Below are 15046 nucleotides of genomic sequence, written 5' to 3' on the forward strand. Positions count from 1 at the left end.
AACGACGACCAAAATACCATCCTCTACCCGCCTTTTCTTCTTAAAGAGGAGAAAGTCCTGGTAAACTTAATCCATTTTCCTGACTTTTCCTTTCATACCGTTTGCACCTCTATTTAACAGGGTAGGTAAAAAAGGTATGTCCTTTTTTTACATAATCTAATTTAAGGAGTGGAGCGGCGTAGTGAGTAAAAAAGTGAACGAGCAAAGCAAACATGACCAATTAGAGCAGTATCGTGTAGAGGATGAAGGGAAGACCATGACGACCAATCAAGGAGTCAAGGTCTCAGAGGATGAATTCTCCTTAAAAGCAGGCGAACGTGGACCTACCTTAATGGAGGATTTCCATTTCAGAGAAAAGATGACCCACTTTGACCATGAGCGCATCCCGGAGAGAATTGTCCATGCAAGGGGATTTGCAGCCCACGGCGAGTTTGAATTATATGAATCAATGGAGAAATATACAAAAGCGAAATTCTTGCAAGACACATCCGTCAAAACGCCTGTATTTGTGCGCTTTTCAACGGTTGCCGGGTCTCGTGGTTCTGCGGAAACGGTCCGAGATGCACGTGGTTTTGCAACGAAATTTTATACGGAAGAGGGTAACTACGATCTTGTTGGAAATAATATTCCGGTATTTTTCATACAGGATGCGATAAAGTTCCCTGATTTAGTACATGCCCTAAAACCTGAACCGCATAATGAGATGCCGCAAGCAGCTTCTGCTCATGATACGTTCTGGGATTTTATCGCAAATAACCAAGAATCTGCACATATGGTCATGTGGGCAATGTCAGATCGCGCCATTCCGAGAAGTCTCCGGATGATGGAGGGCTTTGGCGTTCATACATTCCGTTTTGTAAATGCAGAAGGGAAAGCTCATTTTGTTAAATTCCACTGGAAACCGGTGCTTGGTACCCATTCCCTTGTGTGGGACGAAGCGCAGAAAATTAACGGAAAAGATCCCGACTTTCATCGCCGAGATCTTTGGGAGTCTATAGAAAATGGAGATTATCCGGAGTATGAGTTTGGTGTACAGTTACTTGCTGAAGAAGACGAATTCAAGTTTGACTTTGATATTCTTGATCCGACGAAACTTTGGCCGGAAGAAGATGTGCCTGTAAAGATTATCGGAAAATTAACATTGAATCGCAATGTCGACAATGTGTTTGCCGAAACGGAACAGGCGGCATTCCATCCGGGCCATGTCGTACCCGGCATTGACTTTTCCAATGATCCGTTATTGCAAGGGCGTTTATTCTCCTACACGGATACGCAGCTTATTCGACTAGGCGGCCCTAATTTTCACGAACTGCCGATCAACAGACCGGTATGCCCGTTCCATAACAATCAACGTGATGGGTACGGCCGCCAAACGATCAATAAGGGCCCGGTAAGCTATCATAAAAACTCATTAGCTTCCAATACCCCAAGACCTGCAAGTGAAGCGGAAGGCGGGTATGTCCATTATCAAGAAAAGGTCGAAGGTAGAAAAGTGAGAACGAGAAGTGACAGCTTCAAGGACCATTTTTCTCAAGCGACTTTATTTTGGAATAGCATGACAAAACCTGAAAAAGATCATATCAAACAAGCGTTCAGTTTTGAGCTTGGAAAAGTAAAGAGCAAAGACGTAAGGCAACAGGTGGTCGACATGTTTGCAAATGTCAGCATGGAGCTTGCAGAAGCTGTAGCGGAAGCAACTAGTGCTACTAAGCCTAGTGGATCAGGGTCTACTGTGACAAAATCATCACCTGCACTCAGTCAGGAAAATACGGTGAAAAAGCCTGCCACACGTAAAGTAGGAGTTATCATATCTAATGACTTCCAAGGTAAGGAAGTAGCATCCGTTCTTGAATCCCTGAAAGGGCAAGGAATGCAGCCAGAACTAATCAGTGCCAAGCTAGGAAAGGTGAAAGGTAATGGCGGTGTCGAGCTAGAGGTGGACCATACATTTCTGACATGTGATTCCGTCTTGTTTGATGCGCTTTACGTGGTTGGTGGGAAAGACGTTGACAAGAAGTTTGACCGTGAAACCACCTATTTTGTGGAGGAAGCCTACGATCACTTTAAACCGATTGGCGCTACCCATGATGGTAAGCAATGGCTGGAGAAACTAGAGATTTCCGGAGCTTCCGGTGTGGTAAGCGTTGATGAACCAGACCAGTTTGTAACAGGCTTTGTCAATGCTGTTTCTGCGCATAGACATTGGGATAGGGAAGAGATTTAACATAGTACGCAACAGGTAAAAGCAGCCCGATTTGATTAACTGGGCTGCTTTAACTGTATCTATGACTACATTTCTTTCTCCCCGCATTCCCCAGTTCCCCACTTACACAACGATTTCATAGTCGGTTGTAGTGTGAGTGCTTCTTCTGTTAGCTCATATTCTACATGCAAGACTTTGCCGGGATATTCCGTTCTTTTTACCATACCTAGTTGCTCTAATTCACGAAGCTGATCGGTTAAAACCTTTCGATTAATTTCTGGAATCTCTCTTTCCAATTGGGAAAAGCGTTTAGGACCATTTTCAAGGGCACAATAAACCTGCGGTCGCCATTTACCACCAATTACATTTAGCGCGCGGTTGACTGGGAAATTTGTCGGTTCCACATAAAACAGTCCTTTCTATATCAAGTCAGTTACCTAAAAGTGCGTACTTTTTTATTCATGCATTATATTTTACCCTATCATTATTAGCAAATTATATTATTTGAGGAGGAAGTACAATGAGATATCCAAGAACGTTTTCACATATAGGTTTATCTGTTCCCAACTTGGAGCAGGCAGTGAAGTTTTATACAGAAGTGATGGGCTGGTACGTCATTATGGAACCAGCAGAAGTGGTGGAGGATGACTCTGCAATTGGTGTCATGTGCACAGATGTCTTTGGAAAAGGATGGGGCAAATTCCGCATCGCGCATCTTGCAACTGGAGACAAAATTGGAATTGAACTATTTGAGTTCCCGGAAAATGAGAAGCCGGAAAACAACTTCGAATACTGGAAGACAGGAATTTTTCACTATTGTGTTCAAGATCCTGATGTTGAAGGACTTGTAGAGAAGATTGTCGAGCATGGCGGCAAACAGCGCATGCCAATTCGGGAATATTATCCTGGAGAAAAGCCGTACCGTATGGTCTACTGCGAAGATCCATTTGGTAATTTAGTAGAAATTTATTCGCATTCATACGAGCTTACTTACTCAGAAGGTGCTTATTAATCGTTCAAGTTTCTAGCTGGTGATTGGAGCAAAAGGCGAAGCCAAGGAGGCTTACGTCAGCCCCTAGGAAAGCGAAACCATTTGCGGAAATCAGCAGCGATGTTTATAGAGTATCTATTCAATCTAGGAGGGGAAACAAAATGAAAGCATGGTTATTAAAAAAAGCAGGCAGTCTTGATCAGATGGAATGGGGAGAGATTGCAGACCCGAAGGAAGGAAACGGGGAACTGCTGGTAAGAGTAAAAGCAGTGGCCTTGAATCCTGTCGACTACAAAGTAGCTGTGAACGGCAACCCGGCATGGAGCTATCCACATATTGTTGGGGTGGACCTTGCGGGTGAGGTGGTTTCAGTTGGATCAGGCGTTACCGGCTTTGACACTGGCGACCACGTTGCAATCCACACAAACCTTGCTAAAAAGGGTGCGTTTGCCGAATATTCTGTAGTAGATGCACGCGCAGCAGGACGTATTCCTGATGAAGTTTCTTTTGAAGATGCGGCAGCGATCTTGTGTGCGGGGATGACTGCATATGAAGCTGTAGTCCAAAAATTGAATGTTACTCACAAGAAAAACATTCTTATTCATGCAGGTGCCGGTGGAGTTGGTGGTATTGCGATCCAATTAGCGAAAATGCATGGCCTTAAAGTGTTCACTACTGCTTCCAAATCCAATCACGATTGGGTGAAGAATCTTGGAGCAGATGTCGCTATAGACTATAAAGAAGAAAATGTGACAGAACGCATTATGGAAGAAACGAACGGACGAGGAGCGGACTTAATCTTAAATACAGTTAGCAGGGATGTGGCAACAGAAGATTTAGAACGTCTCGCATTCTCAGGCCATTTGGCGTACATTGCAGGCGCTCCAGACCTTTCCGGTGTCAAACCATTCTCTTTATCTCCATCCATCCATGAGGTCGCTCTAGGGGCTGCTCACGCTAGTGGAGAAGATCGTGCAGTCAGCAATCTGGCTTTCATGGCAGAAGAGTTAATGGGAATGGTGAAAGAAGGACGGTTAGAATCTCTTGTGACGAAGGTCCTTCCGAGAGAAGAGTTGGTGGAAGGGCTGAAGGAGCTGCAAGGACGCCATGTAAGAGGGAAGATTATTGTGCAGATGTAGGTTGCTAAAAGTAAAAAGTCGAGATGCTCTTATCTCGGCTTTTTTTGCGGAATTTGTCGCATATTGGGAATCGCCCGATTACTCGTAAAAATCGCCCGTAAATTGAAATTATCGCCCGATTGTAGTGCATAATCGCCCGTAAATTAATATTTTCGCCCGTAAAATCAAATTATCGCCCGAAAACCACGGAAAAACGCCCGTAAAGTTTTCTAAGGGTTGAAACGCTCCTCTAAATGCAATGGAGACAAACTTCTCTTTTCCTCTTCAATAAAATATGTCTGTCTAAATGACATATATATATTGCATAAAGTAATATAAAATGTATAATAATAAGTGTATTCCATATTTTACAAAGAGGTGATGGGAATGAATATTTTCGGGGGAGCAACAAAGGTGGAAGATGAGCGCATTGTGAATATTCAAAACAAGATTTACCGGGAAATATATTTTCTCGTGATGGCGATTTGCCTAATCTCCATCGGATTTAAGTTTTACCAATACGGATTTGGTGTCAACTCCATACACACAGAGCTAGCAATACTCTTCCTTCAAGGCGTCTATTATACGGTAAGGGGTGCAAGCATGGGGGTCTTATCAGATGAGGTAGAGATACATGATCGGAAAAGTAAGGTGCCAATGAAGTGGAAGACTCTTTTTTGGGGTGGAGCTTCTGGTGTCATCATAGCAATCTTCTTCGGCTTAAACAGTGCTTTTAATTATGCGGACACGACTGCACAGGCATACTCCTACTTTTTCATGGTGTTCTTTGTTTCTTTGATGATATATATACCGTTTTTAGTATTGTTATCAGGAAGTACGTTCCTTGCTGCGATGAATCGAAGCAAAAAGGCGGCAGAAAAAGAACTAGATGAAGACGAAATAGAGCGGTGAACAACATGAAGAACTTAAAAATGAAGATGGCGAGAGTGGAAAAAGACTTGTCTCAGGACGAACTGGCCAAGATTGTAGGAGTTTCCAGGCAAACAATTGGCCTAATTGAACTCGGCAAATACAATCCAAGCCTCAGTCTCTGTCTTTCCATATGCAAAGCTTTATCTAAAACGTTAGATCAGTTATTTTGGGATGAGTGAAAACAAAACATGATATATCAAATGGAGATAATTCCCCCACAATGAAAATATACTTTTGTATAACATTTTATTGGGGGGATTTTTTTGCCTAAAATTGAACTAGAATCAGGTGTTGAGCTCTATTATGACGACCAAGGAGAGGGGACACCGGTAATTTTTATTCATGGAGTGTGGATGAGCAGAAAGTTCTTCCATAATCAGCTACCTTATTTCAGCCAAACACAACGTGCCATCACCATTGATTTGAGGGGGCATGGTGACTCTGCACAAGTCACGGAAGGTCACACCATTTCCACGTATGCAAAAGATCTGCATGCATTCATTACAAAGCTGGATCTGAAGGATGTTGTGCTGGTCGGCTGGTCGATGGGAGCGTTTGTAATTTGGGAATACCTCCAGCAATTCGGGGAGGCGAACGTTAGAGGAACGGTCATAGTAGATGAACTTGCTTCTGACTTTAAGTGGCCTGATTTTCCCATCGGCGCCTTTGACCTGCCAACCTTGACTCACTTCATGAGAGAAGTTCAGGATAACAGAGAAGGATTTCTTAAGGGCTTTATACCGCTCATGTTCAAAGAGGACGTTGCACCTGAAGAGATGGCCTGGATGCTTGAGGAGACAATGAAACCTACGTCAGGAGTTGCGAGCGCCATTTTATTTGACCAATCGGTGGTGGATTATCGCTCTACTTTCCCATCCTTAACCAAACCAACATTGCTTTGCTTTGGAAAAGCAGAGAAGCTGATACCAGTTGCAGCGGGGGAACACTTGAAGGAATCCATAGCTAATAGTGAACTGATTCTGTTTGAGGAAAGCTGTCATTGTCCCTTCCTTGAAGAAACGGAATTGTTTAATAAAGAAGTATCCAATTTTATTAATACCCTCTAAAAAGGGCCTGGCCACAGTTGAAATAACTGGTCAGGCCTTTCATCTTGAAGAACCAGGTCTTTTTCCTTAGAATAAAAGTATAAAATATTCTGAAAAAAGAGGCGAGAGATATGAAGCTGACCGAAGAATTAAAGAGGTTTCCCTATCCGTTCAAAGGTGACACCTACCGTTACTCCAATAATTCGACCCTTCTGACTCCTCCTAGTAGCATAGAAATTACAGAGGGGTATCTAAAGGATATAAAACTAAAAAGGTCCTTATTATCGGAACACCATTCTCGTTGTTTTCAATCTCTTCCTCATACAAATAAGGCGCAGTGGGAAGTGTTGGAACTGGTCATGACAAACCTGGCTAGCTATTTTCCAGAAAGTTTTTCCCTAAAAAAAGAAGGACGAAAACACGTCTTTATTAACCACATTGTTCAAGAAGAGTGTGAATTTATAATGGGGGCTGACTCCACTTTGCTTAATAAACCCTTAGATTTTATTGGGAGACATGTGCAAGAAGACCTTATCATTATGATGCAGAAAGATGGTGATCTTTACTTGGATGCCGGCCAACTATGTTTTCCTGCCAATTGGTCATTAGCTTTTAACCACGGCATGAGCTTCAAAAATATTCACTTTCCAATTCCGGGGTTTAAAGAAGAAGGAATGGACGAGAGAATTCTGCAATTTCTGCTAAGGCTTGAAGCTGGGAATCCATGGGGAAGGAAAAATTGGTCCCTTATGGCCGGAAACAGAATGGACACTTCCTTAGAAACCTTTGATGTATGGGGAAAGGATAGAAAAAATGTAACGGTTGAAAATGCAGGCGAGTTCGTTCATTTACGGGTAGAGGTGCAAAAGCTCTTTCGTTTGCCTCGTTCTAATGCCATCCTGTTTACCATACATACACATCTGTTACCTATCGACAAACTGACAGAAATCCCTGAGTGGCGAAGACAATTCTACCAAATTTTAGTTGATCTACCGTCTCATATCGCAGAGTATAAAGGGATTTCATTATATAAGGATAAGGTTTTGGCGTATATTGAAAAGAAAGAGGAGGGTGTTCTGTGAACGATATAAAGAACGAACCAACTTTCCGACTAGGAAAAAGGCACTATGTTCTTTGTGGAGATGAAGAAGGCTTAAAAAGCTTGAACCCCATTAAGCAAAATCTAACGAACGACCAGCTGTCTTTTGAAGAAATACAGCTGGATTTGGAATGTTTTTCTGAGGTGGACAAAAAGCTTGAGATGAAGAAGATGGGGACTTTTCTTTATGTTGCAGCAGAAGGTAAAAAGCTAAGAAGAGTAATTTGTACAGCTGAAAAACTCGGATATTCCTTTGAAGAGGCTCAATACATTATTGTAGGAGAGGGAAAAAAAGGGATTTTTTGTTGTAGATGCCACTATGTTTCAACAGTTAACCATACACTGAATATTGGTGACCATGTGAACTGTACTGCTTGCAGCTTGCAGTTGGTATTATCCGATCATTACTCGCCTGTTAAAGAAGCTTATTTAGGCTATGTGGCACAAAATTTATAAAGGGAAGGGTAGATTTGTGGTGATCCCAGATCATAGGTTAGAGGTAAAGATAACAGATATAACAAATGAAACTGCTACCATTAAGCGGTTTACTTTTGAGGGTTTAGACAATAAGGCATTACCGGCATTTAGCCCAGGTTCCCATATAATTTTATATTTAAAGGGAAGGGGAGGGGAGATGGAACGAAGATATTCGTTAATTGGTAGTCCTGATAGCACGGATAACTATCAAATTGCAGTCAAACTCCATGAAAAATCATCTGGAGGGTCAATTTATTTACACAGCAAAGCTCAAATAGGGGATAATTTACAAATTAGTTTTCCAAAAAACTATTTTCCTCTTAGTTTTCGAGCCCGACACCATCTTTTGATTGCTGCTGGCATCGGTATTACTCCCTTTTTATCTATGATGCGAGAATTAAAGGATCAAGGTGCTTCTTTTGAACTTCATTATTCTTCAAAAACAAAAGAAGACTGTGCTTTCTATTCTTATCTATCAAAGGAATACCGACAGCATGCACATTTTTATTTCACCAAACACGAAAATCGAATAGACACTAACATTCTAGTAAAGCAGTTTATTGGCACCCATATTTATTTATGTGGTCCAGAAGGATTTACTTCCTCTTTTTCATGTGCTGCTACATCCATTGGCTATCCTTCTGCAAGCATTCATTACGAATATTTTTCACCACCTAACATACATAAGCCTCTTCCTTTCATTTTAGAGCTCACAAATGGACGGTTTTTGTCTGTTCCTGAAGAAAAATCCACTTTGGAGGTTTTATTGGAAGCAGGATATCCTATTCCGCATTCTTGTAAAGTTGGCCGTTGTGGAACATGTGAGCTTTCCATCTTGGAAGGGGAGGCGGAACATTATGATTCCTTCTTATCAACTAAGCAAAAAGAATCTCAAGCTTGTTTTTTACCATGTGTATCCCGAAGTAAAACGGATACTTTAAAGGTTGAATACCGTTAAAAAAGAAATAAAAATGGGATATTATAGAAGTTTACATATATCGTACACAAGTATACAAAATGTAAACAAATGTAGACAAATAAGTAGACTTGTATACAAGTGTGTAAACACGTTGATATGAAGGGATGTGTACAATAATAGAATACAAGTAAACAATAAATGTATACACGTATACATTTGTATACATAAACGTAAACAATTTTTACACTTTCATTACTTTTCTTGAGAATGATTGAATAGTAGAGCAACTTTCTGTACGCTTACTATATACTTACTAGTTTTATTTTCTTCAACAGGAAACAAATATTGTATTGAGGAAAAGAAAGGAAGATGGAGAATGACTTATTCAAGAATTGCAGCAGTCGACGTAGGTAATGATTCTATTAAAGCTATTTTTGGAAAATTGGATTCGGAATTAAACATTCCAAATGTTATTGCTAGAGATATTGAAGATCGCCCAGTTATCGGGATTGAAGAGTTAGACAGCAAGGATCCACTAGATGGTATCCATGTACGTGTTCACTCCCCTGCCCTGATGGACAATAACGCAATCTATCGAATTGGAAATTTGGCAACAAAAAGCAATAATGCAACAGAATTAGATCCAGGTAGTAGCAAATCAGAAGAAGACCAAACATTAGTCATGTTGTTTGCTACATTGGCGTTGGATGCAGTAAGTGCACAAAATGAAAAAACGTTCCCCCGCAATAAGAATGTCGTAGATGCAAACTATACACTTGGAACAGGTCTTCCATTAAGAGAAGTGAAAGAAGGCAAGGATGCGGGCTACCGTTCCAAACTGCTAGGATCTGTCCATCAGGTTGAATTCTTAATTACACCTAAATACCAAGGCATTAAAGTTAATATTAAATTCGATGAAATCAAGGTTTATCCTGAGGGCTTCGCTGCATACATAAACCTTGTATTGGATAACAATGGAAATATAATAAATAAAGACTTGATCGACAAGCGCATCCTTATCCAAGATATTGGAGGACTTTCCACGGATATCGCAGTTATCAAGAACCGTAATGTAGATGACGATAAAGCACAAGGCTTTAATCTTGGGGTATCTGAAGCGCTTGAGCAAATCCGTGAAGAAATTCGTTCGAAGCACGGCATCGAGCTTGATAGCAGAAGAGATGTAGTGGAAATTATTACGAAAAAGAATGACCGCAACCACATAATGGTACGCGGAAGCAGAACAAGTGTGCATGATATCACGGATCGCATTCTTTTAGACTTGGCGAAAAAACAATACCGTCTGTTAAGAAACATTTGGCAGAAAAACTCCCAGACAGAGATCTGCTATTTTGTCGGCGGTGGTTCCACAGTGTTGAAAGAATACTTGAAAACACTAAACAACAATTTAGATGGCTATAACATTGATTTCTTTGAAGATGAAAAGGAAAGCATCTGGATGATGGCAAATGCCTACTACAAATTGATTGCTGACTATGTAAAGAAAACAGGTAAAGAGAAAGAGTCAAAAGATCAACAAAAACCTGTGAAAGCGTAAATAAGGTGATTGGATGAAGAATTCCAGTTCGAGTCAGGGAATTCAGAGGGGACAAGCAATTTCTTTCCGTATCCCCTCTGATACGCCGGACCATCTAATTAAGCATTTGCAGCGTCTTAAAGAGACGGAAAGAAGGAATTTCTCTAGTAAAATAGCAGAATTTGTTCTACAAGGTGTGACAAGCTCACATGCAAGGGAAAAAGAGACAATCTCTATCCCTCTTCCTAAATCTTTATCTAAAACACAAAGAGATTGGTTGAAGCATCAGCATTCAGAAGCATTGCTAGGCAATATCGTCTATCAATTGCTTTCAGATCCTGTTCGGGCAACAAGTATTCTGGCTGCAATGAACAGCAATTCCTCAGACATCGATCAAGCCTTGTACCTTCAGGAGGAAAAGCCGTACAAATCTGCTGATGAGACCGATGAGAAGGTAAATCCAGACTTGTTAAACGATGACGATTTAGAGACGTTCGACTGGGATGCAGCTCTCCAAGAGCAGGCGTCAACGGAAGAAGAGGAAGAGTTGGATGTGGAAGATGTCGACAAGCTTTTGGGAGATTTTCTCTCACATATGAACAAATAATTTATCCTAAGGCCGCTATGAATTTAGCGGCCTTTTTATCTATGTTTTTTAAAAGCGTACTGGTTCATTGATTGGGCCAATTGGATAAAAAAGACCGTCAAAAGTAGGAAGGCCCTATACATTTAGGCTCTTTTTATATTCCCGGGAAATATGGTAGTATGAGGTCAATATTTGTTAGCAAATTAGTTATAGCTGCGGTAAAAAGGGTATAGAATAGAATGGTCCTAAAATCCAAATAGTAACCGAACAATATAACAGGAGAACAATAATAGATACAAGAGACGATGTTACTAGATCATTTTAATTACGAAAATAATGTGAAATGATTGGTGGAGGGTAAAATGACACAGGAAAACAAATTGATAAATAAGACGTATTTTGAAACCTTTATGCTGGATGTGGAAACGAAGCATCCCGTGCAAGTGCTTGGAGAAGCCTTCCTGGCAGAGCAGAACAATGAAGTGTCTGATCTCTCGTTTATTCGCTATGCGCAAGGAGAAGTATATTTTCACAGCAGGGATTACGAGAGTGCCATCTATAAATGGGAGAATGTTCACAACGAATTGGAGCCCTGGGCAAAGAAGAATATTGCGGACGCTTACTACGACATTGGAATGCTAGTAGAAGCGGAAGATATTTACTCTAAAATTAATACAGATAATAAAACTCTTAAAATAGAAGTGGCACTTCAGCTGTTTACGTTATATATTCAGCGAGAAAAACTGGAGAATGCCTATAAAAATATTAAAAAAGCCATTGCAATTGATCCAGATTATCCGCATGTCACACAAACGGCCCGTACTTTCTATGAAGAGCAAGAAGACAGTCAGCATGCGGTAGAGTTGGCTGTAAATGAGGCTTTAAGAACAGGTTTGGAAGCTTGGTACGATTGCTTGAAGAATTATATAGAAGTTGGCTATACGAGAGAATTTACTCCTGATTATTTTCAAGAGGTTCTGTTAAGATTACTAGAGATTAATCAACGAAAATTTGAAGAAATCACTGCAGCGTTATGGAACAGTTATGAAAATCATCCAATGTATTTAGAGTGGGTGAAGACTGCAAACAGCCTGTTCATGGCATTAGATAGAGATTCGGAGGTTTCTTGGACGAAAGTGGAGGAGCTGCACCAAAGAACCTATTTATCTCTTATCGAGGGAGAACACTTAATTAAAGAACTGCAAGGCATCGTCCCGGATCTACTTGGAAACTGGCTAAAAGTATCCAACAGATCTAAATCCTTGTTTGCTTCTGCAGCGGTCATGTCTTGGAATGAAGTATTTCCAACAGCGTTACCTGCGCATGTTTTAGCGGATGCAGAAAACAGAATCTTCCATTATGAGCATGACAGCATACAACTGACTTATACGGTCGAGCTGTTTAAGACACTAATCAATTGGGCAAAAGATAACCACCTCGAAGTGGCGCATCAAAAGAAATGGTTATTCTCACATCTAAGCAATCTAAACAGAAAGAACCTAGTTGTTACAGGTACCGTACAAAATGGGAAAACTTCCTTCATCAATTCCATTATTGGCGAGAAGCTTCTTGGAGATGAAACGGTTCCGGTATTTGTTTCTTCTAACGGAGATATTGCCGAAATGAATGAGATTTCCACGGCGGGCACTTCTGCTTTAGGTGACATAAGCGAGCACCAAACAGGATCCTTGATCGACCTAAAATGGCCATCACAGTTCCTAGAAGACGAGGAGTACTCCTTGATCAGCACACCGGAATTCAGTGTGGATGAGATTGAAAACAACGAAACGATGAAATATATCCCGTTATCAGACGGACTATTATATATTCTAGACGCGCAAACACCTTTTACAGAAGATGAACTGAAAGTATTGGTGAAAATTAAAGAGCGCGCGCCGGAAGTTCCGGTACACTTTGTCATCAACAAAATGGATACTGCTTTCCACGAAGCAGAAGCAGCACAGATTGTGGAAGAAGCAAAACACCGCATTAACGAATTTTTCCCGGATGCGAGAGTATTCCCTTACTCTTCCCTTCGTTCTGCAAGCAAGCAGCACCAAGGGTTAGCAACCTTCATGGAAGCAAATTTTAAACTGCGTGCAAAAGCAGTGGAAGAACGCCGAGCAACCAAGCTGTTGCAACTGATTCGCTCCACTTTAACAGAATTGCTGGACAGCCGCATTGCCATGGAAGATAACCTGACCAACACAGTGGAATTCAATGAAGATATTTTAAGCAGACTAAGCGGTTTTATAAACCACCTGCATGATGCGGAATCAGAAAAGATTCGCAGTATCACTGAAAATTATCGTGCAGTGACGATTGAAATGAAACGAGAAGCAACGAAAACCATCCCTCGTTTGTTGAGAGAATGCTCTAGCTATGTAAAGGAAGGCAGCAATTTCAAAACATTGCATCTAGAGTTGAATGAGCGCATGAATGAGACGATCAGAACCTATATGCAATCCGATCTGTTGCCTCGTTTGCGTCAAGAGCTTCAATTGTGGCTAGATACATCCAACCGCGAACTGATTGACAGCCAGGAGTACTTGCACGAAATGAGTGGATCATTCAATGCTCTTTACAAGGAAGAGAGAATGCACCTAAACTGCGACTTTAAAGTCATGGAAGACTGGCGTCGTGATATCAACAGAATCCTAAGCAGAGTGGAAGTAGAAAAGGAGAACATCCTAAATCGTCCAAACACTACTCAGTATCTTTTAAAAGGGGCAGGCCGCCTGTTCGGTTCCTTGCAGCAAAGCAATCAACTGCTTTTCACTCAATATAAAAAGTACATTGAAAACGAACGTTTTACAGACGTGGCACAATCCGTAGTAGATAAATTCTTCCTTGAATTTGATCTATTCGAAAAAGCGCTAAAAGCCGATGTCAACATGTTCTACGAAGCACCATTCACAGAACTGAACAAAACAGTGGAAGACACAGAACGCGCCATCCACAATGCCAACAAAAAACTAGAACAAATGAAAGCAAGCCCAGAACGCTACTACGACCCACTGAAACTATTCGAAGCACGCCTACTCCAATACGAATTCATGGTCAAAGCATGCGAAGAGAATGAAATGCTGCCAACGCACTAAAACAACAAAGAATAAATAGGAAAAAAATAATAAATACCCCACACTAAATAGCAGGCTAATTCGAATATGAATTAGACCTGCTATTTTTGTGGCAACGGCAGTGTTTTCATTCAATTTTACACTTTAAATATCCATTCACAGGCATCTTCTAATATAACCTTTGTGATAGTATTGTAAATAATGGATATTTCAAGAAAAGGTAGTTGTAGAAGAAGGGATTTGAAAATTTATGAAAAAGATAAGAACAAGGTATATTATCAGTGCATTACTCGTCTTTTTTATTTTATCCATAATGACAAATCCAACTAAACAAGACTATATCAATCATACAAATTTTAGTGAAGAAAAGATGGAAGAATCACATGACCAACTTGATTTTAAAATAGAAAGAATCAATTTCTTTTTATTTTCAACTTATGCTGTAAAAGAGTTAGCATTTGACCATTATGGCATTGTCCATGTAGGGTTTATGGGGCACTTTTTTCAAATATCTGAGGGGCAATACGACTATCCAGGATGGTTGGAATTCTTCAACTAATGGTAGCATTTACTGTATTGGGCATAGTTAAGCAGTTTAACAGAATAAGGAGTTCAATAAGAATATCTTTAAAGGGGTATCTTAAAGTGAAAGAAAAAATTAATTTGTGGTCATTTTTCTTTTCATTGATTTGTATAATGTTATTTTTAATGTCCTCTTTTTCTTGGAGAGGTGAAAGCTTTATTGCAGGTATACATCCTTTAATCTTCGTTTTATTTCCTGCTTTAATCACATTAATATTTGGGGTATTTGGGTTCTCAGGAATTCTAAACTGGAAAGGATTGTTTAGGAGCATTACAACAGTAATTATTACATCGACAATATCAATTGTTGCAACTATCATTATTTTTTTCGGAAGTCTATTAAGTTAGTAACGGTATCAAAAGAACCGCTATGCTATATTATCAAAGGGGGATTTTCATGAGATGGGTTTTTGCTATTATATTTATATTACTCGGGTCAATTCTACTTTCCCTGACCATAAATGATATGGGAAAT

15 protein-coding genes are annotated in these 15046 nt (G+C 40.3%); 13 read left to right on the top strand and 2 right to left on the bottom strand.

The genetic code is table 11. The features are described 5' to 3' along the window. Positions 1-181 precede the first annotated feature (181 nt). Positions 182-2224: a catalase gene (locus FZC76_RS04625; RefSeq protein WP_148987102.1), complete on the top strand. Its 2043-nt coding sequence runs from the start codon at positions 182-184 to the stop codon at positions 2222-2224. Between the two features lie 65 nt (positions 2225-2289). Here the strand turns inward: FZC76_RS04625 and FZC76_RS04630 are convergent, their stop codons facing one another. Beyond that, positions 2290-2607 carry a winged helix-turn-helix transcriptional regulator gene (locus tag FZC76_RS04630; RefSeq protein WP_148987103.1) on the bottom strand — a complete coding sequence of 106 codons (318 nt, stop codon included), beginning with the start codon at positions 2605-2607 and terminating at the stop codon, positions 2290-2292. A gap of 116 nt (positions 2608-2723) precedes the next feature. On the opposite strand from FZC76_RS04630, the gene FZC76_RS04635 reads away from it, so the two are divergent. From FZC76_RS04635 to FZC76_RS04690, 12 genes are all read left to right on the top strand, one after another. Then, positions 2724-3215 carry a lactoylglutathione lyase family protein gene (locus FZC76_RS04635; protein ID WP_063559163.1) on the top strand — a complete coding sequence of 164 codons (492 nt, stop codon included), beginning with the start codon at positions 2724-2726 and terminating at the stop codon, positions 3213-3215. Positions 3216-3355: 140 nt separating this feature from the next. Continuing rightward, the gene (locus FZC76_RS04640; RefSeq protein ID WP_148987104.1) at positions 3356-4333 is read left to right on the top strand and encodes a zinc-binding dehydrogenase; all 978 of its coding nucleotides are present in this window, start codon (positions 3356-3358) and stop codon (positions 4331-4333) included. 366 nt (positions 4334-4699) lie between these two features. Then, a complete protein-coding gene (locus FZC76_RS04645; protein ID WP_148987105.1) occupies positions 4700-5224 on the top strand; it encodes a DUF6773 family protein in 525 nt (174 codons plus the stop codon). A gap of 5 nt (positions 5225-5229) precedes the next feature. After that, positions 5230-5424, top strand: coding sequence for a helix-turn-helix transcriptional regulator (locus FZC76_RS04650; protein WP_148987106.1), 195 nt, complete (start codon positions 5230-5232; stop codon positions 5422-5424). Positions 5425-5508: 84 nt separating this feature from the next. Further along, a complete protein-coding gene (locus FZC76_RS04655; RefSeq protein ID WP_148987107.1) occupies positions 5509-6312 on the top strand; it encodes an alpha/beta fold hydrolase in 804 nt (267 codons plus the stop codon). A 110-nt stretch (positions 6313-6422) separates the two neighbouring features. Continuing rightward, positions 6423-7373 (top strand): heme-dependent oxidative N-demethylase family protein, encoded by a 951-nt coding sequence (locus FZC76_RS04660; protein ID WP_148987108.1) that lies wholly within the window; start codon positions 6423-6425, stop codon positions 7371-7373. Next, a complete protein-coding gene (locus FZC76_RS04665) occupies positions 7370-7846 on the top strand; it encodes a hypothetical protein (RefSeq protein WP_148987109.1) in 477 nt (158 codons plus the stop codon). The genes FZC76_RS04660 and FZC76_RS04665 overlap by 4 nt, the downstream gene beginning before the upstream one ends. After that, the gene (locus FZC76_RS04670; RefSeq protein ID WP_148987110.1) at positions 7827-8825 is read left to right on the top strand and encodes a PDR/VanB family oxidoreductase; all 999 of its coding nucleotides are present in this window, start codon (positions 7827-7829) and stop codon (positions 8823-8825) included. Before FZC76_RS04665 ends, FZC76_RS04670 begins: the two co-directional genes overlap by 20 nt. Before the next feature lie 337 nt (positions 8826-9162). Then, entirely contained in the window at positions 9163-10344 is a 1182-nt protein-coding gene (locus FZC76_RS04675) for a ParM/StbA family protein (RefSeq protein WP_148987111.1), read from the top strand. 13 nt (positions 10345-10357) lie between these two features. Then, positions 10358-10930, top strand: a complete 573-nt coding sequence (locus FZC76_RS04680) for a hypothetical protein (RefSeq protein WP_148987112.1) — start codon at positions 10358-10360, stop codon at positions 10928-10930. Positions 10931-11271: 341 nt separating this feature from the next. Further along, positions 11272-14010 carry a GTP-binding protein gene (locus tag FZC76_RS04685; protein ID WP_148987113.1) on the top strand — a complete coding sequence of 913 codons (2739 nt, stop codon included), beginning with the start codon at positions 11272-11274 and terminating at the stop codon, positions 14008-14010. A gap of 229 nt (positions 14011-14239) precedes the next feature. After that, the gene (locus FZC76_RS04690; RefSeq protein ID WP_148987114.1) at positions 14240-14548 is read left to right on the top strand and encodes a hypothetical protein; all 309 of its coding nucleotides are present in this window, start codon (positions 14240-14242) and stop codon (positions 14546-14548) included. On the opposite strand, the gene FZC76_RS04695 is transcribed toward FZC76_RS04690, so the two are convergent. Continuing rightward, the gene (locus tag FZC76_RS04695) at positions 14541-14891 is read right to left on the bottom strand and encodes a hypothetical protein (RefSeq protein ID WP_148987115.1); all 351 of its coding nucleotides are present in this window, start codon (positions 14889-14891) and stop codon (positions 14541-14543) included. The genes FZC76_RS04690 and FZC76_RS04695 overlap by 8 nt on opposite strands. Between the last annotated feature and the right edge of the window lie 155 nt (positions 14892-15046).

The organism is Sutcliffiella horikoshii (assembly GCF_008180725.1).
Taxonomy (GTDB): domain Bacteria; phylum Bacillota; class Bacilli; order Bacillales; family Bacillaceae_I; genus Sutcliffiella_A; species Sutcliffiella_A horikoshii_B.